Below are 25,839 nucleotides of genomic sequence, written 5' to 3' on the forward strand. Positions count from 1 at the left end.
GTCGGCGGCGCGCCGGCCTGTTCACGTCAGCCGACCAGAACGGACCGCTGTGCCACCGAAGCTCGATCCCGGCGCGAACGCCCCTGGTGCCACCGACCCCGGTCGCATCCGGAACTTCGGCATCATCGCCCACATCGACCACGGGAAGTCGACCCTGGCCGACCGGATGTTGCAGCTCACCGGCGTGGTCGACCCGCGGCAGATGCGTGCCCAGTACCTGGACCGGATGGACATCGAGCGCGAGCGCGGCATCACCATCAAGAGCCAGGCCGTCCGCATGCCGTGGACGATCGCCGAGGGTGAGCGGGCCGGTGAGCACGCCGTCCTCAACATGATCGACACCCCGGGGCACGTGGACTTCACCTACGAGGTGTCCCGGTCGCTGGCCGCCTGCGAGGGCGCCGTGCTGCTCGTCGACGCCGCGCAGGGCATCGAGGCGCAGACCCTGGCCAACCTCTACCTGGCCCTCGAGAACGACCTGCGCATCATCCCGGTGCTCAACAAGATCGACCTGCCGGCCGCCCAGCCGGAGAAGTACGCCGAGGAGCTGGCTCACCTCATCGGCGGCGACCCGGCGGACTGCATCCGGGTCTCCGGCAAGACCGGCGAGGGGGTGCCGCACCTGCTCGACGAGATCGTCAGGCAGTTCATCCCGCCGGTCGGCGACGCCGAGGCGCCCGCCCGGGCGATGATCTTCGACTCGGTGTACGACGTGTACCGCGGCGTCGTCACGTACGTCCGCGTCATCGACGGGCGGATCAGCGCCCGCGAGCGGATCAAGATGATGTCCACGGGCGCGGTGCACGAGCTGCTGGAGATCGGTGTCATCTCACCCGAGATGGTCAAGGCCGACGCGCTCGGCGTCGGCGAGGTCGGCTACCTGATCACCGGCGTGAAGGACGTCCGCCAGTCCCGGGTCGGTGACACGGTCACCATCAACAGCCGGCCGGCCGCCGAGGCACTGGGTGGCTACAAGGACCCGAAGCCGATGGTCTACTCCGGCCTCTATCCGATCGACGGGTCCGACTACCCCAACCTGCGTGAGGCACTGGACAAGCTCAAGCTCAACGACGCCGCCCTGGACTACGAGCCGGAGACGTCCGGCGCGCTCGGGTTCGGCTTCCGCTGCGGCTTCCTCGGCCTGCTCCACCTGGAGATCATCCGGGAGCGCCTGGAGCGCGAGTACAACCTCGACCTCATCTCCACCGCGCCCAACGTGGTCTACCGGGCCATCCAGGACGACGGCGCCGAGATCGTCGTCACCAACCCCAGCGAGTACCCCACCGGCAAGATCGCCGAGGTGTACGAGCCGGTGGTCCGTGCGACAGTCCTGACGCCCAACGACTACGTGGGCGCCGTGATGGAGCTGTGCCAGGGCCGGCGCGGCACCCTGCTCGGCATGGACTACCTCTCCGCCGACCGGGTGGAGCTGCGCTACACGCTGCCCCTCGCGGAGATCATCTACGACTTCTTCGACCAGTTGAAGAGCCGTACCAAGGGCTACGCCTCGCTCGACTACGAGCCCTCCGGCGAGCAGGCGTCCGACCTGGTGAAGGTCGACATCCTGCTGCACGGCGAGCCGGTGGACGCGTTCAGCGCCATCGTGCACAAGGACAAGGCGTACAACTACGGCGTCACCATCGCCGCGAAGCTGCGCACCCTGATCCCGCGCCAGCAGTTCGAGGTGCCGATCCAGGCGGCCATCGGCAGCCGGGTCATCGCCCGCGAGACGATCCGGGCGATCCGCAAGGACGTGCTCGCCAAGTGCTACGGCGGTGACATCAGCCGTAAGCGCAAGCTGCTGGAGAAGCAGAAGGAGGGCAAGAAGCGGATGAAGATGGTCGGCCGGGTCGAGGTGCCGCAGGAGGCCTTCATCGCCGCCCTCTCCTCCGACTCCGGCGACGGCAAGGCCGCCGGAAAGAAGTAGTCCCGGCGCTGGTGGGCCGCACCGGGCCAGCAGGGTCCGCGCACCTTCGGGGGTGCTGGTGCCCGCGGCCGGGTCGAGGCACCGGCTTCCCCGTCGTCGCGCGGATCCTGTCGTGTGGCCTGCCGGCGTGGCGGACCGTCCCCGGCGGGTACCCGCGCTCCCTCGTCGTGGTCGCCGGCGTGGTGTGGACGTCCGGTGGGTGCTGACGTCCGGTGGTGTGGAGAAATTTTTCGGCAGCCGCCGAGGGGGTGGCGGTCCCGGCGAGAAGGCCTCCCACCTGTGCGGATGCGTGTGTCGCCAATCGACGCAGTCCTCGGGCATTGACGGCGGGCGCTGTCTTTTGCCATGAGTCGGTTTGGATTTTTGACCCGTCGGGCACTTAGCGGTCACGACAGGAAACACACACAACACCGTGTGGCAGACATTCTTCGAAGGAGGGCGACCGTGGAGCTCACCGTGTGGGGCATCATCACTGCGCTCGTTGTTGGTCTCATCGTCGGGGCGCTCGGCCGTCTGGTCGTCCCGGGTCGGCAGAACATGCCCATGTGGCTGCACATGCTGATCGGCGTGGGCGCGGCCCTGCTGGGCACCGTCCTGGCCCGGGCGATCGGCATCGCCACCGAGACCAGCGGCATCGACTGGGGCGAGCTGCTGGTGCAGGTCGTCGTGGCGGCCATCGCGGTCGCGCTGGTGGCTGGCGTGGGTCGCCGCCGCAGCGTCACCCACTGACACCCGCATCACAGGTAACACCGCGACACCTCGATGGGCGCCCGACCGACAGGTCGGGCGCCCATCGGCGTTCCTGCCGGCGCCAACCTCCTGGAGCCACGCGGAGAGAGCCGTACGGGAGGGCGGCCGACGAGGGAGCGACCCGGCTGACGATCGTGCTGGATCCGGAAGTAGTGGCCTCGGTGGATGGACGAGGCCAGTACTTCCGTGTTCGAGCGCGATCTTGGGCGGGGACCAGGCGGGCGCGCCCAGGCGTCCGCACGGCGGGCGCGGAACCTGCCCAGGTAGACCAAGTCGTGATCGTCTGATGGAGAAAGTCGGTTTGGGTTTTCGGCCGGTCGGGCACTTAGCGGTCACGACAGGAAACACACAACTTCGTGTGTCAGACATTCTTTGAAGGAGGGCGACCGTGGAGCTCACCGTGTGGGGCATCATCACTGCGCTCGTTGTTGGTCTCATCGTCGGCGCGCTCGGCCGCCTGGTCGTCCCGGGTCGGCAGAACATGCCGATCTGGCTGCACCTGCTGATCGGCGTGGGCGCGGCCCTGCTGGGCACGGTGCTGGCGCGGGCGATCGGCATCGCCACCGAGACCAGCGGCATCGACTGGACGGAGCTGCTGGTGCAGGTCGTCGTGGCGGCCATCGCGGTCGCGCTGGTGGCCGGCGTGGGTCGCCGCCGCAGCGTCACCCGATAACAACCAGGTATCACCTGGTTGCACAGCACCGCTTGGAAAGAGCGCCCGGCCATCGGCCGGGCGCTCTTTCGTGCTGGAGTGCCCGACTTCGGCTCGGTGCCACGCCGTCCCGGATCCGGCGGCTGCGGTACGGTCGCGACACCTCCCACTGTCGTAAAGGAATTCTTCGTACTAAGGTGCGGCGGAGAAGGTTAGTTCCAGGCGGCGCGAGGGGAGAACTGGCGTGAACAGGTGGAAGCGGCTGGCCCCGGTCACCGCCATGGTGGCCTCGGCCGCGATGGTGCTGACCGGCTGCGGAGGCTCCGGTGACGAGGCGTCCGACGACAGCAAACTCACGGTCTGGATGATGGGCGAGGGCGGCGACGCCCAGAACAAGTTCCTCGACTCCGTCGAGACGGAGTTCCGCCAGAAGCACCCCGACACCGACGTGGTCGTGCAGTACATTCCCTGGCTCGAGGCGCCCAAGAAGTTCCAGGCCGCGCTCGCCGGTGGCGAGGGGCCGGACATCACCGAGCTGGGCAACACCGAGACCCAGGGCTGGGCGGCCCAGGAGGCGCTCGCCGATGTGAGCGGCCGGATGGGCGGCTGGGCCGAGAGCAAGGATCTGCTGCCCGACCTCGTGAAGAACGCGCAGCTCGACGGCAAGCAGTACGGCGTGCCCTGGTACGCGGGCGTGCGGGCGATCTACTACCGCACCGACTGGTTCGCCGAGGCCGGCGTGCAGCCGCCGAAGACCTGGGACGACCTGGTCACCGTCGCCAAGACGGTGCAGGCGAAGAAGCCTGGCACGTACGGCATCGCGCTGCCGGGCAACTCCGAGCTGCCGTTCTACTCCTTCCTCTGGGGCGCCGGCGGTGAGATCGCCACCGATCAGGGCGGCACCTGGAAGTCCGGTTACACGACGCCTGAGGCGCAGCGGGCCGTCAAGTACTGGACCGACCTGGTGACCGTGCACAAGGTGGCGCCGCCGGCCGCCGCCGGCTGGAACGAGATCGACGCGCGTACCCAGTTCGCCACAGGCAAGGCCGCGATGGCGTTCGCGGGCAGCTGGCAGCAGGGCGCCATGAAGAAGGACAACCCCGAGATCGAGAAGGTCTGGGGTACGTTCCCGATCCCCGGCCCGGACGGCAAGGCCGCGCCCGGTTTCGCGGGTGGTTCGGACGTGGCGATCTGGAAGGACAGCGAGCGTCAGGACCTCGCCTGGGACTACCTGACCGTGCTGCTGAACAAGAAGAACTCGCAGGCCTTCGCCAGCAGCCTCGGCTTCTTCCCGGTCTACCAGGATCTGGTCGCCGGTGACACGTACGCCAACGACAAGGTGATGTCGGCGTTCGCCACGACCATGCAGAACACCAAGCTCACGCCGCTCAGCCCGAAGTGGGTGGAGGTCAGCCGGACCAAGACGGTGACCCAGGCGATGAACAGCTCGGTCATGAAGGGTCAGAAGACGGTCGAGAAGGCTACCGCCGATGCGGCCGGTGAGATGGAAAGCATCCTCAACGCCAAGTGACCACGCTGACCGAGGTGCCGGAGACGGCCGCCGCGCGGGAGAACCCCGCGCGGCGGCGTCGCCGGGTGGACCGCCTGCCCTACCTGCTGCTCCTGCCCGCTCTGGTGATCATCGGGGTGTTGCTGCTCTGGCCGCTCGGTCAGGTCGTGGCGATGTCCTTCTACCGCCTCAACAGCGTCCGGCAACTGCGCGGCGACCGGGAGTGGCCGTGGGTGGGGCTCGGCAACTACACGGACATCCTGTCCGATCCGTTCTTCCTGACGGTGCTGCGCAACACGGTCCTGTTCGCCGCTGCGAACGTGCTGCTCACCATGGTCCTCGGCACCCTTGTCGGGCTGCTGCTCAACCGGCTGGGCCGCAAGATGGCCACCTTCGTGGCCAGTTGCGTGATGCTCGCCTGGGCCACCCCGGCGCTGACCGGCACGATCGTCTGGAAGTGGATTTTCGACGACACGAGCGGCCTGGTCACCTGGCTGTTCAACGCGCTGCCGGACGGCCTGTCCACCTCTCTCTTCGGCCGTAGCGACTGGACCGGCTACGGCTGGTTCAACTCGCCGCTGCTGTTCTTCGCGATCCTCACCCTGGTGGTGGTCTGGCACTCGTTCCCGTTCATCGCGGTGAGCGTGCTCGCCGGCCTCAAGAGCGTGCCGAGCGAGTTGCACGAGGCGGCCCGGGTGGACGGCGCGAGCCCGTGGCGGGTCTTCTGGAAGATCACCTTCCCGCTGCTGCGCCCGGTCTTCGGGATCCTGATCGTGCTCTCCACCATCTGGGACTTCAAGGTCTTCACCCAGCAGTTCGTGCTGGCCGGCGGCACACAGGACCGGCCGACGTTCATGCTCTCCATCTACTCGTACGCCGAGGCCTTCTCGCCGCCGCCGAAGTACGGGCTCGGCGCGGCCATCGCGGTGATCCTCACGCTGATCCTGCTTGTGGTCACCGGCTTCTACGTACGGATGGTGCTCAGGCAGGAGGACGAGTCGTGAAGAAGATCGCCCTCAACGGCGCCGGGCTGCTTGTCGCGCTCTTCGCGGCGTTCCCGGTCTACTGGATGATCTCCACCTCGCTGAAGCCGAGCAGGGAGATCTTCTCGTCCACTCCGCAGCCGGTCCCGGCGCACCCGACGCTCGAGCACTACCGGGAGATCCTGACCGGCAACCTGATCCCGGGCGTGAGTTTCCTCGACTTCTTCGTCAACAGTGCGATCGTCGCGGTCTCGACTGTGGTGCTCAGCGGCCTGGTGGCGCTGCTCGCCGCGACAGCTGTGGCCCGGTTCCGCTTCAAGCTGCGGACCAGCTTCCTGATCATGCTGCTGGTGGTGCAGATGATCCCGTTGGAGGCGCTCGTCATCCCGCTGTTCCTGATGATCCAGCGGCTCGGGCTCTACAACACGCTGCCCAGCCTGATCCTCACGTACCTCGGATTCTCGCTGCCGTTCGCGGTGTGGATGCTTCGCGGTTTCGTGGCGGCGGTGCCCAAGGAACTGGAGGAGGCGGCGGCGATCGACGGAGCGAGCCGGGCCCAGACGTTCCGGCGGGTGCTGTTCCCCCTCGTCGCGCCGGGCCTGGTGGCGACAAGCATCTTCTCCTTCATCACGGCCTGGAACGAACTGATCTTCGCGTTGACGTTCATCAACGACCAGGGCCGCTACACGCTGCCGGTGGCCATGACGTTCTTCTTCGGCCGCGACGACACCAACTGGGGGCCGGTGATGGCCGCCTCCACCCTGTTCACCCTGCCGGTCATCATCTTCTTCCTGCTGGTGCAGCGACGGATGGTCTCCGGTCTGGTCGCGGGCGCCGTCAAGGGCTGACGGTGCGCGGAAAAGCCCGTCGGTCAGGCGGGCGGCTCCGCCAGCCGCTCCATCCGGTTCCAACCGGACCAGCCGCGCTCGCGCATCAGCTCCCGCAGCCGCTCCACCCGCGGGTCGGACTCGACGGCGAGCGCGTCGAGCAGGTCGTGGGGGAGATCATCGTCGGCCTCCTCACCGACAATGACCTCACCTGCGGCGTACGCCTGCTCTGCCAGGCACGCCATGATGTCGGCGGCCTCCGCCAGCCGCGGATCGTCCTCCACGTCGTCGTCGAAGATCTCCGACAGCACCCGGTAGAGCCGGGCGACCTTCGGATCGTCGAGTTCGGCGACCTTCCCGGGCATCCATTCGACGATGCGATCGGGCCAGCGCGCCGTAACCAGGATCCACCCGTCCCGTTCAGCCTCCACGATCCGCTCCGACGCCCCGATGCTCCGGAGCCGATCGAGATAGGCGGCCACCTCCGGTGGGAGCGCCAGACTGTCCCCGGCGGTGAGCTGAGCGATGTGTCGGCGGCTGGTCTCCAGCCGTTCGATCTCGGCGCGCAGGTGGTTGTCGATGGTCCGAATGGCTTCGGCGAAGGCTGACGCGTCGGCTTCGAGCAGCCGACTGATCTGCGACAGCGGTACGCCGGCATCGGCGAGGGTGCGGATCTTGATGAGGGACACGGCTGCCGTCGCGCCGTACCGTCGGTAACCCGAGGCATCCCGTTCCGGCTCGGGCAGGAGCCCGATCTGGTGATAGTGCCGCACCGCCCGCACGGTGACGCCGGCGTACGCCGCCAGTTGACCGATCGTCAGCATGCTCTGATCCTGCCCGTGATCCGCCCAGCTCCGGTCGACACCGCTCAGGAGATCCTGCGACGGTAGGTGGTGATGGCGAACAGATAGGCGAGCACGAGGATGCCGACGCACCAGGCGAGGGCGATCCAGATGTCGGTGCCGATCGGCTGCCTGGCGAACAGGTCCCGTATCGCGTTGACGATGGAGGTCACCGGCTGGTGCTCGGCGAAGGCCCGCACCGGGCCGGGCATGGACTGGGTGGGCACGAAGGCCGAGCTGACGAACGGCAGGAAGATGAGCGGGTAGGAGAACGCGCTCGCGCCGTCCACGGACTTCGCGGTGAGGCCGGGGATCACGGCGATCCAGGTCAGCGCCAGGGTGAACAGGAGCAGGATGCCGGCCACCGCCAGCCACCCCGTCACGCCCGCTCCGGAACGGAAGCCCATGAGGAGCGCGACGAGGACGACGACGACGAGCGAGGTCAGGTTGGCGACGAGCGAGGTCAGGACGTGCGCCCACAGCACCGAGGACCGGGCGATCGGCATGGACTGGAACCGCTCGAAGATGCCGCCCTGCATGTCCAGGAAGAGCCGGAAGGCGGTGTAGGAGATGCCCGAGGCGATCGTGATGATCAGAATGCCGGGCAGCAGGTAGTTCACGTAGGAGTCGGACCCGGTCTCGATCGCGCCGCCGAAGACGTAGACGAACAGCAGCATGAAGGCGATGGGCATGATGGCGGTCGTGATGATGGTGTCCGGGCTGCGGGCGATGTGTCGCAGGGACCGTCCCAGCAGGATGGCGGTGTCGCCGAGGAAGTGCTTGTTCATCCTTGTTCCTTGTTCGTTCGGGCGCCGACGAGGGTGAGGAAGACGTCCTCGAGGCTCGGCTGCTTCTCGACGTACTCGATCTCTGCGGGTGGGAGGAGCTGCTTGAGCTCGCCGAGGGTGCCGTCCACGATGATCCGGCCCTCGTGGAGGATCGCGATCCGGTCGGCGAGGTGCTCCGCCTCGTCGAGGTACTGGGTGGTGAGCAGCACCGTCGTGCCGCCCTTGGCCAGCTCCTTGACGGCCTGCCACACCTCGATGCGTGCCTCCGGGTCCAGGCCGGTCGTCGGCTCGTCGAGGAAGATCACCGGCGGATTCCCGATGAGACTCATCGCGATGTCCAGACGGCGTCGCATGCCACCGGAGTACGTCGCCACCCTCCGGGTGCCCGCCTCGGTCAGCGAGAAGCGCCCCAGGAGGTCGTCCGCGATCGCACCCGGGGATCTGAGGTGCCTGAGCCGGGCGACCAGGACGAGGTTCTCCCGCCCGCTGAGGACCTCGTCGACCGCCGCGAACTGCCCGGTGAGACTGATGGACTCGCGTACGCGGGCGGCCTGTGCCACGACGTCGAAGCCGTTGACCCGCGCGGTCCCCGCGTCGGCCCTGAGCAGCGTGGACAGGATCCTCACCACAGTGGTCTTGCCCGCCCCGTTGGAGCCGAGCAGGGCGAAGATGGTGCCGCGCGCCACGTCGATGTCCACGCCGCGCAGCACCTTCACATGCGTGAACGACTTCTCCAGGCCTCGCACGTGGATCACGGGCTGCTCGATCTGATCGGTTGTTGGCGGAGTGCTCATGGCAGACAGCATGGAGGGTTGACGCAGCGTCAAGGTCAAGCCCGCAGCGCGGATTCACCTAGGCTGACGGTCATGACGGGCAGGGTGGCGGCGGTGAATCTCGGGATCGTGACCGAGGCGGACTGGGCCGGCGACGCGAGCGGTCGCAGCGGCATCGACAAGCGGCCGGTCGACGGCCCGGTGGCGGTGCTCGCCGAGGGCCTCGCCGGCGATTTCATCGGTGAGCGGTCCGTGCACGGCGGGCCGGACAAGGCCGTCTACGCGTACGCCGAGGAGGACGCCGCGTGGTGGTCGGCCGAGATCGGCCGGTCGATCCGCTCGGGCGGCTTCGGGGAAAACCTGACCACCTACGCGGTGGACGTGACAGGCGCGGTCATCGGCGAACAGTGGGCGGTGGGCACGGCGGTGCTCCAGGTGACGATGCCGCGTACTCCCTGCACGACGTTCGCGGGCTTCTGGGGTGTGCCCGACCTGATCCGGCGGTTCACTGTGCGGGCCTCCCCGGGGGCGTACCTGCGGGTGCTGCGCGAGGGCGAGGTGGGTGCCGGCGATCCGGTCGAGGTCATGGAGCGGCCCGCGCACGGGGTGACCATCGGGGAGGTGTTCCGGGCGACAAGCCTGGAGCCGGAGTTGCTGCCCCGCCTGCTCGACGCGGACGACCTGCCGGAGCCGATCCGGGACAAGGTCCGCCGCCGTCTCGCCGGTCGACGCTGAGACGCGAGGAAGGCCCCCTGCGCACAGGGGGCCTTCCACACGGGTGACTGATCAGCGCAGCCAGGGGATGCTGCGGTCGAGCAGACCGCGCTCCTTGAGCTCCTTGCGCAGCGGGATCTCGTCGTCGACGTACCCGTCCCAGTTGATGCCCCAGTAGTTGGCGGTGTGGGTGCCCTCACCGATCAGCTGGCGCTGCACGGGCGTGCGGTTGCGGTACCACTCACCGTTCACGTCGGGGTGCAGCTCGTCCAGCGGGCGGATCCACCGGTAGGTGTAGCCGACGAACAGCATCTTGCGGGTGATCGTCGACAGGTTCGTCGACCGGGAGTGCCACTGCCGGCGGTCGAAGATGAAGGCGTCGCCCGGGTTCGCGGTGATCTCCACCGTGCCCTCCGGGTCGGGGTTGTGCACGCTGAGGTCCTTGGGCCGGTCCAGCGAGTTCCACAGGTGGCTGCCCGGGATGACCTTGGTGGCGCCGCGGCCGGTCTCGGAGAGGTCGGACAGCACGTACGCGACCTTCAGCGAGAACATCGGCCGGGGCAGGTTCGGGTCCATCGTCTCCGGGTCGGAGTTCTGCCGGTACCCGTCCTGGTGCCAGCCCCAGTAGGGCTTCTCCGGCTCGGCGGCCGGCGGGGTGACGTCCAGGTGGTTGTGGTGGGTGTAGATGTTCCAGCCGGCCAGCCCCCACATGTACGGGAAGGCGATCGGGTGGGTCAGCAGCTCACCGAAGAGCTCGTCGCGCTCCAGGAACCCCAGCAGGTGCAGGGTGCCGTCCTTCTTGGTGGTGCCCTTGGCCTGCTCCTCCGCGTAGACGCGGTCGACAGCCGCCTCCAGCGCCGCCCGGTGGTCCTCCGTCAGGACGTTGCGCAGCAGGAGGAAGCCCTGCTCGTGGAACTCCTTGCGGTCAGTGTCGCTGATCGGTTCGTAGCCGGTCCGGTCGCCGTAATCGAACACCGCGTCGTACCCCTCCCCATGAGGTGAAACCATTTCTGGCACAGGCCGCCGATCGTAACGCGACTGTCCAGACATCGGGGAGGGCGTACGACGCGGGCGGACCCGGGTCGGACCTTGTGCAGCGGTACTGCTGCGAAGAGTGACATCCCTATGATCAATTGGGCGTTACGTAGCGCGATGCCCGATTGTGCGGTGACTGCCGGTTAGGAGATCCGGGCGCTCACCCCTCGGCGAAGACCTCCGCGAGCACCTGCCCGGCCGGCCCCTGCTCGCCGTCCACAGGCCCCCACGTGCCGTTGCGGGCCGTCCACTCCCGGCCGCCGAAGCGGACCCGCTTCACACCGTGGTCCTGGGCGTGCGAAACCAGCCAGTGCGCGTACCGCCAGCCGTCGCGCTGGTCGGCAGCCGGCACCGTCAGCCCGGTCAGGTCGGCCGCGTCGGTGCCGGACAACCCCCAGTCCAGCTTCAGGTTGTGGGTCAACTGCGCGGCAGCGGCCGCGCCCCGCATCACCGGGGTACGCCCCACCGTGCAGGCGACAGCGCTTGTGGCCTCGCCCAGCAGTGCCCGGCTGAGCACCTCTGACTCGTCGGCCCACTTCTGGTACGCCTCGGGGAACGCCGAACGCTGCACCCGCTGGGCGGCGTCGGTGACCCGCATCTTCTCCCAGCCGCGCACCTTCTTCAGCGCCGCGTAGAAGCGGTTCGCCGCGTACCGGGGGTCGCGGATCTGCGCCTGGGTGCCCCAGCCCTGGCTCGGCCGCTGCTGGAACAGGCCCACCGAGTCCCGGTCGCCGTCGGCGAGGTTGCGCAGCCCCGACTCCTGGTACGCGGTGGCGAGGGCGACCACCACGGCCCGCTCGGGCATGCCTCGCTGCGCTCCGATCGCCGCGATGGTCGCCGCGTTGGCCATCTGGTCGGCGTCCAGCGCCACCCGGCCGTCGGCCTGGACGGTGCACTTGCGGGCCAGGGGCAGTTGCAGACGGTCTCCGGCCTGTCGTACGACGAGCCAGATCCCGATCACGGCGACAAGGATGAGCACCACTCCACCCGCCACGGCTGCCCGAGTTCGCACCCACACCCCCTGGTCGACACAGTTCGACAAGCCTACGTCCCGGTGGCGCCGTCCGGGTCGTCCGACCGGTTCGGGGTCGGCTCCGCCGGCGCGTACCCGATCGGGAAATTCCCGGTTCTGCGCCGATCTCACCTGCCGTCCCGGCGCGCCCGTCCTACCCGGCGTGATCAGCCGAACCGGGCACCCAGCTCGCCAATCGCTTCTCCCGGAAGGCCATGATCCCCTCGCGCCCCTCGTCGGAGAGGAAGAAGCTGGTCGAGAGGGCGGAGAGTCGGGCCAGGTCGGCGCGCAGTTCGGCGGTGCCCGGCCGGCGCAGCAGCTCCTTCGCGCCGGCCAGCGCGGCGGGGGCGCCACGGACCAGCGAGTCGCAGTAGCGCCGTACCGCCTCGTCCAGCCCGTCCGCCGGCACCGAGGCCGTGACCAGGCCGACCTCGGCGGCCCGCCGCCCGTCGAAGGTGTCCCCGGTCAGGTACAGCTCGGCGGCGGCACGCGGGTGCAGCCGGGGCAGCACGGTCGCCGAGATCACCGCCGGGATCACCCCGATCCGCACCTCGGTGAACGCGAACGTCGCCTCGTCGGCGCAGACCGCCAGATCGGCGGCGGCGATCAGACCCAGCCCACCGGCCCGCGCCGGACCGCCCACCCGCGCCAGCACCGGCTTCGGGCAGTCCCACAGCGCGGCGAGCACGTCGGCCAGCATCGCGGCGGGGACCGTTCCGCTGGCGTACGCGGCGGCGGTCTCCTTCAGGTCGGCCCCCGAGCAGAAGACCGGGCCGGCGTGGTCGAGCACGATCGCCCGGACCGCGTCGTCGGCGACGGCGTCGGCCAGCCCTGCCAGCAGTTGGGTCATCAGGGCCGTGGAGAGCGCGTTGCGGTTGTGCGGGCTGTCCAGGGTGAGGGTGGTCACCCCGCGGGCCGTGGCGACCCGCACGAGGACGTCGGGAGAGGTCATGCCGGGCACACTAGTTGCCATGCCCGGCGTCCTTCCAGATGGTGAGACCGTCCCCGTCGACGGATCGCTGCCCGCCACCGCCACCACCGCGGTCGGTCAGCGCGGTTTCGGGGTGTACGTCCACGTTCCGTTCTGTGCCAGTCGCTGCGGCTACTGCGACTTCAACACGTACACGGCTGCCGAGCTGGGCGGCGGCGCCAGCCGCGAGGGGTACGCCGACACCGTCCTGGCCGAGCTGGCGCTCGCCGCCCGGGTGCTCGGCGACACCCCACCACCCCGGGTCGACACGGTCTTCGTCGGCGGCGGCACGCCCACCCTGCTCCCCGCCGACGACCTGGCCCGCATCCTCGACGGCATCGACAGCACCTGGGGGCTGGCCGCCGACGCCGAGGTGACCACCGAGGCCAACCCCGAGTCGGTCACCCCGGAATCGTTGAAGCTGCTGCGCAACGCCGGCTACACCCGGATCTCGCTGGGCATGCAGTCCGCCTCCCCGGGGGTCCTGGCGATCCTGGACCGCAGACACAGCGCCGGCCGGGCCACCGCCGCCGCCCTGGAGGCACGCGACGCCGGGTTCGAGCACGTGAACCTGGACCTGATCTACGGCACCCCGGGGGAGCGGGCCGAGGACTTTGCCGCCTCGCTGGAGCAGGTCGTCGCCGCCGGGGTGGACCACGTCAGCGCGTACGCCCTGATCGTCGAGGACGGCACCCGGCTCGCCGCCCGAATGAAGCGCGGCGAGCTGGCGTACCCCAGCGACGACGTCGCCGCGGACCGCTACCTGGCCGCGGAGGCCGCCCTCGACGCGGCAGGCCTGTCCTGGTACGAGGTCTCCAACTGGGCAAGCGGCGAGGACGCCCGGTGCCGGCACAACCTGCTCTACTGGACCGGCGCGGACTGGTGGGGGCTGGGACCGGGGGCGCACAGCCACGTCGGCGGGGTGCGCTGGTGGAACGTGAAGCACCCCTCGGCGTACGCCCAGCGGCTGGCCGCCGGCGCGTCGCCCGGCCTGGCCCGGGAGGTGCTCACCCCCGGCGAGGCGCACATGGAGGACGTCATGCTCCGGCTGCGGCTCGCCAGCGGCCTGCCGCTGGCGGTGCTCGACGCCACCGGGCGGGCCGGCGCGGAACGGGCGTTGGCCGACGGTCTGCTCGACGCCGGGAGGTACGCGGCAGGTCGGGCGGTGCTCACCCTGCGGGGCCGGCTGCTCGCCGACGCCGTGGTCCGCGACCTGCTGCCCTGAGCCGGAGCGAAGCCCCGGCCGGCGGAGCCGTGCGACGGGCCGGCCGGGGGAGCGGCCGGCCCGGCGTCACTTGATGAAGCTGGCGGAGAGCGGGTAGCGGTAGAACTGCCCCTCATTGGCCTTGATGCCGGCGATGATGCCGAACACGGCGCCGAGGATCACGGCCGCCGCGACCGGGATGAACCCGATCACGATGCAGGACAGCACCCAGCCGACCAGGCCGATGATCGACCAGAGGAGCTGGAAGTTGAGCGCCGCCACGGCGTGCGTACGGACCGTGGGGGACTGGTTGCCCCGGGCCAGCAGCGCCACCAGCGGGCCGATCCAGCCGAGCACGCCACCGCTGACGATCATCCCGGCGGCCCCGCCGAAGTGCGCGACGAGCGCCCAGGTCTTGTCCTCGTTGTTGGCGTAGCCGCCACCGGGGCCGCCGTAGGCACCACCGGTCGGATAGCCGCCAGCGGGGTTGCCTCCGGCCGGGGGATAGCCCCCGGGCGGGTAGCCACCCGGCGGAGGGTAGCCGCCCGACGGCGGTTGGTCACCGGTGGGCGGCGGATAGCCACCGGCCGGGGGATAGCCGCCCGGGCCGGGCGCCCCGGACAGTGGTGCGGTGGGTGGCTCGGCCGATGAGGGCGAGCTCGGTGAGGTCGGCTCCGGCGGATAGTTGCCGGGGTCTCCCGCTCCGGGAGGGCGAGGAGGTTCAGTCATGGGTGTCACGGTAGGTGCCGTTGGCAACGCCGCACCAGAGCGACACCGCTTGGCCGGCCGGGCCGATCGGACCGAGCCGGGTGGTACGCACCGCACCGACGAGCTGTCGTTGATCATCGCGCTGGCGGGGGCGCCGACGTAGACTGGCACTCGTTACAGTCGAGTGCCAGGACGGTCCGCCGGCTTGAGGTCGCGCCGGCGGCCGACGTGCGACAGGAGGTGCGGAGGATGGGTCTCGACGACCGAAAGCTCGCCGTGCTCCGCGCCATCGTCGAGGACTACGTCTCCACCCAGGAGCCGGTCGGCAGCAAGGCGCTCGTCGAGCGGCACCAGCTCGGGGTCTCCCCGGCCACGGTCCGCAACGACATGGCCGTGCTGGAGGAGGAGGGCTACATCCGCCAGCCGCACACCAGCGCGGGGCGGGTGCCCACCGATCGCGGCTACCGGCTCTTCGTCGACCGGCTGTCCCGGGTCAAGCCGCTCAGCCCGGCCGAGCGTCGGGCCATCGAGCGTTTCCTCGTCGGCGCGGTCGACCTCGACGACGTGGTGCACCGCACCGTACGGCTGCTCGCCCAGCTGACCCGGCAGGTGGCGGTCGTGCAGTACCCGAGCCTCGCCCGATCCTCGGTGCGGCACCTGGAGCTGGTGCCGATCTCCACGACCCGGCTGATGCTCGTCATGATCGCCGACACCGGTCGGGTGGAGCAGCGGCTCGTGGAGCTGCCCGGGCCGGTGCCCGCCGACGACGTCACCGACCTGCGTCGACTGGTGAACGAGAAGCTCGCCGGCGCCCGCCTGTCGGACACCCCGCCGCTGGTGCAGGCGCTTGTCGAGGAGGCGTCGACCGAGCTGCGCCCCGCCATGACCACGCTCTCAACAGTCCTGCTGGAGACGCTCGTCGAGCGGCACGAGGAACGCATCGCGCTGGCCGGCACCGCCAACCTCACCCGGGGCGGCCTGCTCGACTTCCAGGGTTCGCTGCGGCCCATCCTGGAGGCCCTGGAAGAGGAGGTGGTGCTCCTCAAGCTGATCGGCGAGACCGAGCCGAGCACGACCCGGGTGCTGATCGGCGACGAGAACGAGTTCGACAACCTCCGGGCCGCCTCGGTGGTCAGCACCGGGTACGGCCCGGGCTCCACGATCGTCGGCGGCCTGGGGGTGCTGGGGCCCACCCGGATGGACTACCCCGGCAATATCGCCATGGTGCGCGCCGTGGCACGCTACGTGGGCGAGCTGCTGGCCCAGAACTGACAGGTCAGGGCCGACGGCCGGCTGCGGCCGCCGGTCGGCGTAACGCGAGACGAACATGAGGACACGGAACGCAGTGGCCAGGGACTACTACGGCATTCTCGGTGTGAGCCGGGAAGCCTCCGATGACGAGATCAAGCGCGCCTACCGCAAGCTGGCGCGCCAGTTCCACCCGGACGTCAATCCGGACCCGGAGGCTCAGGAGAAGTTCAAGGACATCAACGCCGCGTACGAGGTCCTCTCGGACGACCGCAAGCGGCAGATCGTCGACCTGGGTGGCGACCCGCTCGCCCCGGGTGGCGGTGGCGCAGGCGGTCCGGGTGGTCCCGGTGGGGCCGGCCCGTTCGTCGGTTTCCAGGACATCATGGACGCGTTCTTCGGCGGTGCGGCAGGTGGCGCCCGTGGCCCGCGTCCGCGTACCCGGCCGGGCGCCGACGCGATCCTGCGACTCGAACTCGACCTGCACGAGACGGCGTTCGGCGTCGAGGCGCCGATCACCGTCGACACCGCGGTGCTCTGCACCACCTGCTCCGGCGCCGGCACGGCCGCCGGCACCCACCTGGCCACCTGCGAGGCGTGCGGCGGCCGGGGCGAGGTGCAGTCGGTGCAGCGCACCTTCCTCGGCCAGGTCGTCTCGGCCCGCCCGTGCACCGTGTGCCAGGGCTACGGCACCACCATCCCGCACCCCTGCCCCACCTGCGCCGGCGACGGCCGGGTGCGGACCCGCCGCTCGCTGACCGTCAAGATCCCGGCCGGCGTCGAGGACGGCATGCGGATCCGGCTGGCCCAGCAGGGCGAGGTCGGCCCGGGTGGCGGCACCGCCGGCGACCTGTACGTGGAGATCCACGAGCGCCCGCACGACGTGTACTCCCGCAAGGGCGACGACCTGCACTGTCGGGTCACCGTGCCGATGACCGCGGCGGCGCTGGGCACCCGACTCACCATCAAGACGCTTGACAGCGAGGAGACCGTCGACGTCAAGGCCGGCACCCAGCCGGCCAGCACGCTGCGACTGCGCGCCCGGGGCGTGCCGCACCTGCGCGGCACCGGCCGGGGCGACCTCTACGTGCACCTGGACGTCCGCACGCCCACCAAGCTCGACCCGGACCAGGAGAAGATGCTTCGCGACTTCGCCAAGACCCGTGGTGAGGAGGTCGCCGAGCTGTCCAAGCAGGGCGGCTTCTTCTCCCGGATGCGCGACGCGTTCAACGGGCACGCCTGAGGTGTCCGCGCCGCTGTTCCTGGTCGAGGCGCTGCCCACCGGCGACGCACTGACCCTGGACGGCCCGGAGGGGCACCACGCCGCCACAGTGCAACGGCTGCGCGTCGGCGAGGAGCTGCTGCTCGCCGACGGGCGGGGAGGCGCCGCCGCCGCCGTGGTCACCGCCGTCGGCCGGGGCAGCCTGGAGGTCACCGTCACCTCCCGGGGGTACGCGGACGCGCCGGTACCCCGGATCGTCACCGTGCAGGGCATCGCCAAGGGCGATCGGGGCGAGTTGGCCGTGCAGGCGATGACCGAGGTCGGGGTGGACGAGATCGTGCCCTGGGCGGCGTCCCGCTCGGTCGCCCAGTGGCGAGGTGACCGGGGCGTACGGGCCCGGGAGAAGTGGGTGGCCACCGCCCGGGAGGCCGCGAAGCAGGCCCGCCGGCCGTGGCTGCCGGTGGTGGCCGGTGCGCCTGACGAGTCCACCGCGACCGTGGCCCGCCGGATCGCCGGCGCCGCCGCCGCGTTCGTGCTGCACGAGGAGGCCGAGGAGCGGCTGACCACCGCCGAGCTGCCCACCGCCGGGGAGATCGTCCTGGTGGTCGGCCCGGAGGGCGGCATCGCCCCGGCCGAGCTGACCGCCTTCCGCGAGGCCGGTGGTCGGCCGGTACGCCTCGGGCCGGCGGTGCTGCGTACCTCGACGGCCGGGGTGGCGGCGCTCAGCGTGCTCGCCACCCGCCTCGGCCGCTGGTGACCGTTCAGGGCCTCGGGAAGACCGGCACCACCTCTTCCTCCGGCCCCAGGTCCAGGCCGGCCGGCCCGATGATCTGCGGGTCCGGTGTGCCGACCACCTCGGGGTCCCTGCCTGTGTAGTCGAAGCGGTGCAGCACGTGCCGCATCGCCTCGATGCGTGCCCGCTTCTTGTCGTTGCTCTTCACCACCGTCCACGGGGCGTCGGCCGTGTCGGTCCAGAAAAACATCGCCTCCTTGGCCTCGGTGTACTCGTCCCACCGGTCGAGCGAGGCGATGTCCATGGGGGACAGCTTCCACTGCCGCACCGGGTCCACCTGGCGGATCGCGAACCTGGTGCGCTGCTCGTTCTGCGACACCGAGAACCAGAACTTGACAAGCCTGATGCCCGAGCGCACCAGCATCCGCTCCAGCTCCGGGGCCTGGCGCAGGAACTCCAGGTACTCCTTGCGGGTGCAGAAACCCATCACCCGCTCGACGCCGGCCCTGTTGTACCAGGACCGATCGAACAGCACCATCTCGCCGGCCGCCGGCAGGTGCGCCATCCACCGCTGGAAGTACCACTGGCCTGCCTCGCGCTCGTCCGGCTTGGCCAGCGCCACGACTGAGGCGCCGCGCGGGTTGAGGTGCTCCATGAACCGTTTGATGGTGCCGCCCTTGCCGGCCGCGTCCCGGCCCTCGAACAGGATCACCAGCCGCTCGCCAGACTCCTTGATCCAGTCCTGGAGCTTGAGCAGCTCGATCTGGAGCAGCCGCTTGTGGTGGTCGTACTCGTCGCGGTCCAACCGTTCGTCGTACGGGTAATCCTCACGCCACGTCTCGACGGGGGTGCCGTCGGGGCGGAGCAGGACCGGATCGTCGTCGTGCCCGTCGACCACCCGGTAGTCGGCGGCGAGGTCCAGCAGCGTGGAGTCGGCCATGCCACGGAGACTTACCCGCCGGCGGGCGGCGACACCCTCAAAGCGCCGGTGATTCCGGTCAACTCCGCAGGTAGGAGGCGCCGTTGAGGTCGACGATGGTGCCCGAGGCCCACTCGGCCTGCGGCGAGGCCAGCCAGTGCACGGCGGCGGCGATCTCCTCCGGCCGGGCCACCCTGTCGAACGGGCTCTGCGCCCGGATCGCCGCGCCCTGCTCGCCGCGCAGATGCTCGGTGACCATGTCGGTCGCCACGAAGCCCGGCGCGACGGTGGCCACCGCGATGCCGTACGGCGCGAGTGCCACGGCGAGGGACTGGCCCAACGCGTTCAGTCCCGCCTTGCTGGCCCCGTACGCCGGCTGCTCGGGCTCGCCCCGGAACGCGCCCCGGGACGAGACGTTGACGATCCGACCGCCGCGCCCGCGCATGTGCTGCGCGGCGCACCAGGTGACGTTGCCGGCGCCGGTCAGGTTGGTCTCCAGCACCTGCCGCCAGCGCCGCTGCCACTCCTCGTAGGTGGCGCCGAAGATCGGGTGCGGGTCGTCCCGGTCGCCGTACATCCCGGCGTTGTTGACAAGCACGTCGAGCCCGCCGAGCAGTTCGGCCGCCCGGTCGACCATCACCCGGACCGCGTCCGGGTCGGTGAGGTCCGCGCGGACCACGACGTGCCCAGTGCCGGGCAGGTGGGCGCGGACCTGCTCGGCCGCGTCGGCGGAGTCGCGGTGGTGGATCGCCACCCGGTCCCCGCCGGCCGCGAACGCCTCCGCCACCGCCCGGCCGATGCCGCGCGAAGCTCCGGTCACGAGTACCGCCCGATCCGTCATGCCGGCCATCCTGCCGTAGCCGTTTCCTCCTTACACTGCCCGGATGGGATCCGACTGCCTGTTCTGCCGCATCGTCGCCGGGGAGATCCCGGCCACCGTGGTCCGGGAGACCGCCACCACCCTCGCCTTCCGCGACGTCTCCCCGAAGGCCCCGGTGCACATCCTGGTCATTCCGAAGGAGCACTACGCCGACGTCGCCACCCTCGCCCAGGGCGACCCGGGACTGGCAGGTGAGGTGCTGGCCACGGCCGCCGTCGTCGCGGACGACGAGGGGCTGCTCGGGGACGGTTTCCGGTTGATGTTCAACACCGGGACGTACGGCGGGCAGGAGGTTTTCCACGTGCACGCGCACCTGCTCGGTGGGGCGCCGCTCGGTCCGATGCTCGCCCGGGACCTGGCGTGACGGCCGGCCCCGACCCGTTGGACCGGATGGTCCGCCGGGTGCAGGCCGACGCCCGGGTGCCCGCCGTGTCGGCGGCTCTGCACCGGGCCGACCGGCCCTTGTGGAGCTGCACCGTCGGCGACACCGGCACCGACAGTCCGCTGGGGCCCGACACCCAGTTCCGGATCGGCTCGGTCACCAAGACCTTCACCGCGGTGCTCACCCTCCAGTGCCGCGACGACGGTCTGCTGGACCTGGACGACCCGGTGGGCCGGCACCTGGACCTGCCGGCGCACGGCGAGCTGACCGTGCGCCGCCTGCTGTCGCACACCGCCGGCCTGCAACGCGAGCCGTTCGGGGACGTGTGGGACTCCCTGACCGCGCCGGACGACGCCCGGCTGGTGGCGGAGCTGGACCGGGCCGAGCGGGTGCTGCCGACGGGCCGCCGGTTCCACTACTCCAACCTCGGCCTGGCCGTGCTCGGGCAACTGGTGGCCCGGCTGCGCGGCGGCACCTGGGCGCAGGTGCTCGACGAGCGGGTCCTGACGCCGCTGGGGCTCGCCGACACCACTGTCGCCCCCGGGCCGGGCGCGGCCACCGGCTATCTGGTCGACGCGTACTCCGACGAGGCGCACCCGGAGCCGCCCACCGACTTCGGCGCGGTCGGCCCGGCCGCCCAGCTGTGGAGCACGGCGACGGACATGGCCCGCTGGGCCGCCTTCCTGGCCGACCCGGCGGCACTGGACCCGACCGGCGCGGTGCTCGCCCCGGGCACCCTCGACGAGATGCGTTGGCCGGTGACCACCACCGACGAGACGCTCTGGGGAGCGGGCTTCGGGCTCGGGCTGATCCTCATCCCGCAGGGCGAGCGGGTGATGCACGTGGGGCACGACGGGGCGATGCCCGGTTTCCTCGCCGGCGTGTACGGCCGGCGGGGCGGCGACGGCACCGCGGGCGCGATGGGCGCCGCTGTGCTCGGCTCCTCCGGTACGGCGGCGGAGCTGTTCGAGCTGCCGCACCGGCTGCTGACCGAGGCGGTCGAGAACGACCCGGCCGAGATCGAACCGTGGCGCCCCGGCGCCCCGGCTCCGGCCGCCCTGCGGGGCCTGCTCGGGCGCTGGTGGGGAGAGGGCTCCGAGTACGTCTTCTCCTGGCACGACGGCACCCTCCGGGCGCGAGCGGAACGGGACCCGGCCGGGCGTCCCCCGGCGATCTTCGCCCCGCTGCCGGACCGCCCCGACGTGTACCGCACGGTCTCCGGCCGGGAGGTAGGCGAGCTGCTGCGGCTCACCCGCGACGACGCCGGCACGGTGATCCGGATGCACTGGGCGACGTACCGTTTCACCCGCCACCAGGAGACGTTCGACAGCTATGACTTCCGGGCCGGGAGTTGATCGCGGCCAGCGGAAATGGGCGCGATGCGGCACGCGTTGAACCGATACGATGGGTGGAACGTCCGCACGCCGTGCCAGCAGGGCCGGCGCCGAGATCGAGAGCAGGTGGCGCAGGGCCCTTCGGCCCGACCTATGACCGGCACCCCACCTCCCGGCCCGCCCCGGGTGCAGACCAGGATCACCGTGCCCGACTCGAAGATCATGGTCAACCTCCTCGGCGCGGGTGACGAGATCCTGCGACTCGTCGAACGCTCGGTCACCAGTGACGTGCACGTTCGTGGCAACGAGATCACTATCACCGGCGCCCCGGCGGACAACGCCCTCGCCGAGCGGGTCTTCAGTGAGCTGCTCGAACTCATCGAGAAAGGCGAGACCCTGACCACTGACGCCGTCCGGCGTACCGTCGGCATGCTCGAGCAGGGCAGCGCCGAGCGGCCCGCCGAGGTCCTGACGCTCAACATCCTCTCCCGACGCGGGCGCACCATCCGCCCCAAGACCCTCGGGCAGAAGCGGTACGTCGACGCGATCGACTCGAACACCATCGTCTTCGGCATCGGCCCGGCCGGTACCGGCAAGACGTACCTGGCGATGGCGAAGGCCGTCCAGGCGTTGCAGGCCAAGCAGGTCAACCGGATCATCCTGACCCGGCCGGCCGTCGAGGCCGGCGAGCGACTGGGCTTCCTGCCGGGCACCCTGAACGAGAAGATCGACCCGTACCTGCGTCCGCTCTACGACGCGCTGCACGAGATGCTGGACCCGGAGACGATTCCGAAGCTGATGGCCCAGGGGACGATCGAGGTCGCCCCGCTGGCCTACATGCGGGGCCGTACGCTCTCCGACGCGTTCATCATCCTGGACGAGGCGCAGAACACGACACCCGAGCAGATGAAGATGTTCCTCACCCGGCTCGGCTTCAACTCCAAGATCGTCGTTACCGGTGACGTCACCCAGGTGGACCTTCCCGGCGGGACGACAAGCGGTCTGCGGGTCGTCCGCGAGATCCTGGAGAACGTCGAGGACGTGCACTTCGCTCAGCTGTCCAGCTCCGACGTGGTCCGCCACCGGCTCGTCGGGGAGATCGTCGACGCGTACGCCCGCTGGGACGCCGAGCGGGAGAACCAGCAGGCGCAGGGCGTCCATGCCGTGCCCGGGCGACCCGCCCAGGGCGGCCGGGCCGGCCGCCGCCGCTAAAGCAGAGGAAAGCAGTTGTCCATCGAGATCGCCAACGAGTCCGGTGTCGACGTCGACACCGACGCCGTGCTCGCCGTCGCCCGGCACGCACTCGACGAGATGGGGGTCAACCCCCTCGCCGAGCTGTCCGTGCTGCTTGTCGACATCGACTACATGACCGAGCTGAACCACCGTTGGATGGGTGGCGACGGCCCGACCGACGTGCTCGCGTTCCCCATGGACGAGGGCAGCGTCGACCACGGCCCGGGCGAGAGCGCCCCGGCCGGTGGGGAGCCGGCGCTGCTCGGCGACATCGTGCTGTGCCCCGAGGTGGCGGCCAAGCAGGCGGCCACCGCCGGGCACACCCCTGCGGACGAGCTGCACCTGCTCACCGTGCACGGGGTGCTGCACCTGCTCGGCTACGACCACGCGGAGCCGGAGGAGGAGCGGGAGATGTTCGCGCTCCAGGCCCGGCTGCTGTCGAGCTGGCGGTCGACCCGCACCCAGTGATGTCCACTCCTCCGTTACTCGCGGCCGGCCCCACCGCCGGCCTTCCCGATGTGCAGCTGATCGTCTTCGCGGCCGGTCTGGTCGTGTTGGCCGGAGTGATCGCGATGACCGAGGCGGCGCTCGCCGCCGTCTCCCCGGCCCGGGCCGCCGAGCTGGCCCGGGACGGCGTACGCGGCGCCCGCACACTCCAGACCGTGGCCGGGGACGTGGTCCGGCACCTCAACCTGCTCCTGCTGTTGCGGCTGCTCGCCGAACTGACAGCCACCACGCTCGTGGCGCTCGTCGCGGTGGACAGCTTCGGCGCAGGCTGGCGGGCCGCGCTCGTCACCGCCGGCGCCATGACAGTGGTCAGCTTCGTGGTGGTCGGGGTCGCCCCGCGCACCATCGGCCGGCAGCACGCGTACGCGGTCGGTCGGGCGGTGGCGCCGCTGGTCCGCTGGCTGGGCCGGGCGCTCAACCCCCTCGCGTCGCTGCTGATCCTCATCGGCAACGCGGTCACCCCGGGCCGTGGCTTCCGGGAGGGCCCGTTCGCCACCCAGGTCGAGCTGCGGGAGCTGGTCGACCTGGCCGAGCAGCGCGGCGTGGTCGAGCACGGCGAACGCCAGATGATCCACTCGGTCTTCGCGCTCGGTGACACCATCGCCCGTGAGGTGATGGTGCCGCGTACGGAGATGGTGTGGATCGAGGAGGGCAAGACGCTCGCGCAGGCGCTGGCGCTCTTCCTGCGGTCCGGCTTCTCCCGCATCCCGGTGATCGGCGAGAGCGTCGACGACGTGCTGGGCGTGCTCTACCTCAAGGACCTGATCCGGCGCTCGCGCGGCGGTGATCCGCAGGCCGAGCAGTTGCCGGTGGCCGAGCTGATGCGCCCGGCGACATTCGTACCGGAGTCCAAGCCGGTGGACGACCTCCTGTCGGAGATGCAGGCCGCCCGCAACCACCTGGTCATCGTCGTCGACGAGTACGGCGGCACCGGCGGCCTCGTCACCATCGAGGACATCCTGGAGGAGATCGTCGGCGAGATCACCGACGAGTACGATGTCGAACGCCCGCCTGTCGAACGCCTGCCCGACTCGTCGGTGCGGGTCACCGCCCGCCTGCCGGTGGAGAACCTGGGCGAGCTGTTCGACACCGACCTGCCCACCGACGAGGTGGAGACGGTCGGCGGTCTGCTCGCCCAGTCGCTCGGGCGGGTGCCGATCCCCGGCGCCGAGGCCGAGGTCGCCGGTCTCCGACTGGTCGCCGAGGGCACCACCGGCCGGCGCAACCGGATCGACACCGTCCTGGTCAGCCGGGCCGAGCCGGGCGACGAGCAGGACACCGCTGGGCACACCGGCCCCGGAGACGACCAGGGTCACAACCGAGACGAGGAGAGGCAACCCGCCGATGCCTGACACACCCGCCGCGCCCGCGCAGCCCACAGCCACCGCGCCGGCCCCGCTGAGCGCCGAGGACGCCAAGCTGGTGGTCCTGGCCCGGGGAGCCCGCGGGCGGGTCGCCGCCGTGGAGGGGGCCGCCGTCCGGGACCAGGACGGCCGGACGTACGCGGCGGCCAGTGTCGCCCTGCCCTCGCTGACCCTCACCGCGTTGCAGTTGGCGGTGGCCTCGGCGGTGGCGGCGGGGGCGAGCCGGCTGGAGGCGGCGGTCGTGGTGACCGAGGCGTCGACGCTCGACGGCGCCGGGCACGCGGCGGTCCGTGACCTCGCCGCGGACGCGCCGATCCACGTGGCCGCGCCGGACGGCACGGTCCTCGGCACGGTGACCGAGTGAGCGCGGTGCGGGATCCGCAGGCGCCTGCGTACCGGGCCGGGTTCGGTTGCTTCGTCGGGCGTCCCAACGCCGGCAAGTCCACGCTCACCAACGCCATCGTCGGCACCAAGATCGCGATCACGTCGAACAAGCCGCAGACCACCAGGCACGTCATCCGTGCCGTGCTGCACCGTCCGGACTCGCAGCTGGTCCTGGTCGACACGCCTGGCCTGCACCGTCCCCGTACGCTGCTCGGCGAGCGCCTCAACGACCTGGTCCGCTCGACCTGGACCGAGGTCGACGTGATCGGCCTCTGCATCCCGGCAGACGAGCCGGTCGGGCGCGGTGACCGGTTCATCTCCGGCGAGCTGGCCGAGTTGAAGGCGACAGTGCTGGCCGTGGTCACTAAGACCGACCTGGTGGACAAGCGCCGGCTGGCCGAGCAGTTGCTCGCGGTCAGCGAGATGGGGGAGTTCGCCGAGATCGTGCCGGTGAGCGCTGTCTCCGGGCACCAGGTGGACACGCTCGTCGACGTGATGACCAGGTACCTGCCGCCGTCGCCGCAGCTCTACCCGGACGACATGCTCACCGACGACCCGGAGCAGGTGCTGGTCGCGGAGCTGATCCGGGAGGCCGCGCTGGAGGGTGTCCGCGACGAGCTGCCGCACTCGATCGCTGTGGTGGTCGAGGAGATGATGCCCGAGGGCAAGGTCATGAAGATCTACGCCGACCTGTACGTGGAACGGCCCAGCCAGAAGGCGATCGTGCTCGGCCACAAGGCGAGCCGGCTCAAGGAGGTCGGCACCACCGCCCGCCGCCAGATCGAGGAGCTGCTGGGCACCCGGGTCTACCTGGACCTGCACGTGCGGGTGGCGAAGGACTGGCAGCGCGACCCGAAGCAACTGCGCAAGCTGGGCTTCTGACCCATCTCGTGGGCCCGGCCGGGGCGTCCCGGTCGGGCCTTCCATGATCCTTTTCG

The 25,839-nt window shown here is 70.6% G+C and carries 27 protein-coding genes; 18 read left to right on the forward strand and 9 right to left on the reverse strand.

Annotated elements, in window-relative coordinates; translation table 11 throughout:
* The first annotated feature begins 49 nt into the window (after positions 1–49).
* The 6 genes from lepA (at position 50) to AB0N27_RS00300 (ending at position 6,670) form a co-directional block, all read left to right on the forward strand.
* The gene (gene lepA, locus AB0N27_RS00275; RefSeq protein WP_364362265.1) at positions 50–1,927 is read left to right on the forward strand and encodes a translation elongation factor 4; all 1,878 of its coding nucleotides are present in this window, start codon (positions 50–52) and stop codon (positions 1,925–1,927) included.
* A 444-nt stretch (positions 1,928–2,371) separates the two neighbouring features.
* Positions 2,372–2,656, forward strand: coding sequence for a GlsB/YeaQ/YmgE family stress response membrane protein (locus AB0N27_RS00280; protein ID WP_354828472.1), 285 nt, complete (start codon positions 2,372–2,374; stop codon positions 2,654–2,656).
* A gap of 409 nt (positions 2,657–3,065) precedes the next feature.
* On the forward strand, positions 3,066–3,350 hold the full coding sequence (locus tag AB0N27_RS00285; protein ID WP_364362266.1) for a GlsB/YeaQ/YmgE family stress response membrane protein: 285 nt from the start codon (positions 3,066–3,068) through the stop codon (positions 3,348–3,350).
* Positions 3,351–3,573: 223 nt separating this feature from the next.
* The gene (locus tag AB0N27_RS00290) at positions 3,574–4,860 is read left to right on the forward strand and encodes a sugar ABC transporter substrate-binding protein (RefSeq protein WP_364362267.1); all 1,287 of its coding nucleotides are present in this window, start codon (positions 3,574–3,576) and stop codon (positions 4,858–4,860) included.
* The gene (locus AB0N27_RS00295; protein WP_364362268.1) at positions 4,857–5,843 is read left to right on the forward strand and encodes a sugar ABC transporter permease; all 987 of its coding nucleotides are present in this window, start codon (positions 4,857–4,859) and stop codon (positions 5,841–5,843) included. Before AB0N27_RS00290 ends, AB0N27_RS00295 begins: the two co-directional genes overlap by 4 nt.
* Positions 5,840–6,670 carry a carbohydrate ABC transporter permease gene (locus AB0N27_RS00300; RefSeq protein WP_357993125.1) on the forward strand — a complete coding sequence of 277 codons (831 nt, stop codon included), beginning with the start codon at positions 5,840–5,842 and terminating at the stop codon, positions 6,668–6,670. The genes AB0N27_RS00295 and AB0N27_RS00300 overlap by 4 nt, the downstream gene beginning before the upstream one ends.
* A gap of 23 nt (positions 6,671–6,693) precedes the next feature.
* On the opposite strand, the gene AB0N27_RS00305 is transcribed toward AB0N27_RS00300, so the two are convergent.
* From AB0N27_RS00305 to AB0N27_RS00315, 3 genes are read right to left on the reverse strand one after another with little or no spacing between them, the layout of a single operon-like run.
* Positions 6,694–7,473, reverse strand: coding sequence for a MerR family transcriptional regulator (locus AB0N27_RS00305; protein ID WP_364362269.1), 780 nt, complete (start codon positions 7,471–7,473; stop codon positions 6,694–6,696).
* A gap of 44 nt (positions 7,474–7,517) precedes the next feature.
* Positions 7,518–8,279 carry an ABC transporter permease gene (locus AB0N27_RS00310; RefSeq protein WP_364362270.1) on the reverse strand — a complete coding sequence of 254 codons (762 nt, stop codon included), beginning with the start codon at positions 8,277–8,279 and terminating at the stop codon, positions 7,518–7,520.
* Complete coding sequence (locus AB0N27_RS00315; protein WP_364362271.1) at positions 8,276–9,073, reverse strand: ATP-binding cassette domain-containing protein; 798 nt, start codon at positions 9,071–9,073, stop codon at positions 8,276–8,278. The genes AB0N27_RS00310 and AB0N27_RS00315 overlap by 4 nt, the downstream gene beginning before the upstream one ends.
* 72 nt (positions 9,074–9,145) lie before the next feature.
* Here AB0N27_RS00315 and AB0N27_RS00320 point away from each other — a divergent pair, with 72 nt between their 5' ends.
* On the forward strand, positions 9,146–9,787 hold the full coding sequence (locus tag AB0N27_RS00320; protein WP_364362272.1) for an MOSC domain-containing protein: 642 nt from the start codon (positions 9,146–9,148) through the stop codon (positions 9,785–9,787).
* 51 nt (positions 9,788–9,838) lie between these two features.
* Here AB0N27_RS00320 and AB0N27_RS00325 read toward each other — a convergent pair whose 3' ends face one another.
* From AB0N27_RS00325 to AB0N27_RS00335, 3 genes are all read right to left on the reverse strand, one after another.
* On the reverse strand, positions 9,839–10,741 hold the full coding sequence (locus AB0N27_RS00325) for a phytanoyl-CoA dioxygenase family protein (RefSeq protein WP_203149028.1): 903 nt from the start codon (positions 10,739–10,741) through the stop codon (positions 9,839–9,841).
* Positions 10,742–10,961: 220 nt separating this feature from the next.
* On the reverse strand, positions 10,962–11,819 hold the full coding sequence (locus tag AB0N27_RS00330; RefSeq protein ID WP_139585401.1) for a hypothetical protein: 858 nt from the start codon (positions 11,817–11,819) through the stop codon (positions 10,962–10,964).
* Between the two features lie 148 nt (positions 11,820–11,967).
* A complete protein-coding gene (locus AB0N27_RS00335) occupies positions 11,968–12,765 on the reverse strand; it encodes an enoyl-CoA hydratase-related protein (RefSeq protein WP_364362273.1) in 798 nt (265 codons plus the stop codon).
* A 19-nt stretch (positions 12,766–12,784) separates the two neighbouring features.
* On the opposite strand from AB0N27_RS00335, the gene hemW reads away from it, so the two are divergent.
* A complete protein-coding gene (gene hemW / locus AB0N27_RS00340) occupies positions 12,785–14,008 on the forward strand; it encodes a radical SAM family heme chaperone HemW (protein ID WP_364362274.1) in 1,224 nt (407 codons plus the stop codon).
* A gap of 66 nt (positions 14,009–14,074) precedes the next feature.
* Here hemW and AB0N27_RS00345 read toward each other — a convergent pair whose 3' ends face one another.
* Complete coding sequence (locus AB0N27_RS00345) at positions 14,075–14,716, reverse strand: DUF4870 domain-containing protein (RefSeq protein WP_364362275.1); 642 nt, start codon at positions 14,714–14,716, stop codon at positions 14,075–14,077.
* 228 nt (positions 14,717–14,944) lie between these two features.
* On the opposite strand from AB0N27_RS00345, the gene hrcA reads away from it, so the two are divergent.
* From hrcA to AB0N27_RS00360, 3 genes are all read left to right on the forward strand, one after another.
* A complete protein-coding gene (gene hrcA, locus AB0N27_RS00350) occupies positions 14,945–15,967 on the forward strand; it encodes a heat-inducible transcriptional repressor HrcA (protein WP_364362276.1) in 1,023 nt (340 codons plus the stop codon).
* 73 nt (positions 15,968–16,040) lie between these two features.
* On the forward strand, positions 16,041–17,186 hold the full coding sequence (gene dnaJ / locus AB0N27_RS00355) for a molecular chaperone DnaJ (RefSeq protein ID WP_192580165.1): 1,146 nt from the start codon (positions 16,041–16,043) through the stop codon (positions 17,184–17,186).
* Between the two features lies 1 nt (position 17,187).
* Positions 17,188–17,922 (forward strand): 16S rRNA (uracil(1498)-N(3))-methyltransferase, encoded by a 735-nt coding sequence (locus tag AB0N27_RS00360; RefSeq protein ID WP_364362277.1) that lies wholly within the window; start codon positions 17,188–17,190, stop codon positions 17,920–17,922.
* A 4-nt stretch (positions 17,923–17,926) separates the two neighbouring features.
* On the opposite strand, the gene ppk2 is transcribed toward AB0N27_RS00360, so the two are convergent.
* Both ppk2 and AB0N27_RS00370 read right to left on the reverse strand, forming a co-directional pair.
* Positions 17,927–18,838, reverse strand: coding sequence for a polyphosphate kinase 2 (gene ppk2, locus AB0N27_RS00365; RefSeq protein WP_364362278.1), 912 nt, complete (start codon positions 18,836–18,838; stop codon positions 17,927–17,929).
* A 58-nt stretch (positions 18,839–18,896) separates the two neighbouring features.
* Positions 18,897–19,658 carry an SDR family oxidoreductase gene (locus AB0N27_RS00370; protein ID WP_364362279.1) on the reverse strand — a complete coding sequence of 254 codons (762 nt, stop codon included), beginning with the start codon at positions 19,656–19,658 and terminating at the stop codon, positions 18,897–18,899.
* A 43-nt stretch (positions 19,659–19,701) separates the two neighbouring features.
* Here AB0N27_RS00370 and AB0N27_RS00375 point away from each other — a divergent pair, with 43 nt between their 5' ends.
* The 7 genes from AB0N27_RS00375 (at position 19,702) to era (ending at position 25,783) form a co-directional block, all read left to right on the forward strand.
* The gene (locus tag AB0N27_RS00375; RefSeq protein WP_364362280.1) at positions 19,702–20,061 is read left to right on the forward strand and encodes a histidine triad nucleotide-binding protein; all 360 of its coding nucleotides are present in this window, start codon (positions 19,702–19,704) and stop codon (positions 20,059–20,061) included.
* Positions 20,058–21,434 carry a serine hydrolase domain-containing protein gene (locus tag AB0N27_RS00380; protein ID WP_364362281.1) on the forward strand — a complete coding sequence of 459 codons (1,377 nt, stop codon included), beginning with the start codon at positions 20,058–20,060 and terminating at the stop codon, positions 21,432–21,434. The genes AB0N27_RS00375 and AB0N27_RS00380 overlap by 4 nt, the downstream gene beginning before the upstream one ends.
* Positions 21,435–21,566: 132 nt before the next feature.
* Positions 21,567–22,625 carry a PhoH family protein gene (locus tag AB0N27_RS00385; protein WP_364362282.1) on the forward strand — a complete coding sequence of 353 codons (1,059 nt, stop codon included), beginning with the start codon at positions 21,567–21,569 and terminating at the stop codon, positions 22,623–22,625.
* Positions 22,626–22,640: 15 nt separating this feature from the next.
* Complete coding sequence (gene ybeY / locus AB0N27_RS00390) at positions 22,641–23,114, forward strand: rRNA maturation RNase YbeY (protein ID WP_364362283.1); 474 nt, start codon at positions 22,641–22,643, stop codon at positions 23,112–23,114.
* Positions 23,090–24,505, forward strand: coding sequence for a hemolysin family protein (locus AB0N27_RS00395; protein WP_364365904.1), 1,416 nt, complete (start codon positions 23,090–23,092; stop codon positions 24,503–24,505). Before ybeY ends, AB0N27_RS00395 begins: the two co-directional genes overlap by 25 nt.
* Positions 24,498–24,881: a cytidine deaminase gene (locus tag AB0N27_RS00400; RefSeq protein ID WP_364362284.1), complete on the forward strand. Its 384-nt coding sequence runs from the start codon at positions 24,498–24,500 to the stop codon at positions 24,879–24,881. Before AB0N27_RS00395 ends, AB0N27_RS00400 begins: the two co-directional genes overlap by 8 nt.
* Positions 24,882–24,886: 5 nt before the next feature.
* The gene (gene era / locus AB0N27_RS00405) at positions 24,887–25,783 is read left to right on the forward strand and encodes a GTPase Era (RefSeq protein WP_364365907.1); all 897 of its coding nucleotides are present in this window, start codon (positions 24,887–24,889) and stop codon (positions 25,781–25,783) included.
* Positions 25,784–25,839 lie beyond the last annotated feature (56 nt).

Origin of the sequence: Micromonospora sp. NPDC093244 (genome assembly GCF_040683695.1) — a bacterium.
Lineage (GTDB): Bacteria > Actinomycetota > Actinomycetes > Mycobacteriales > Micromonosporaceae > Micromonospora.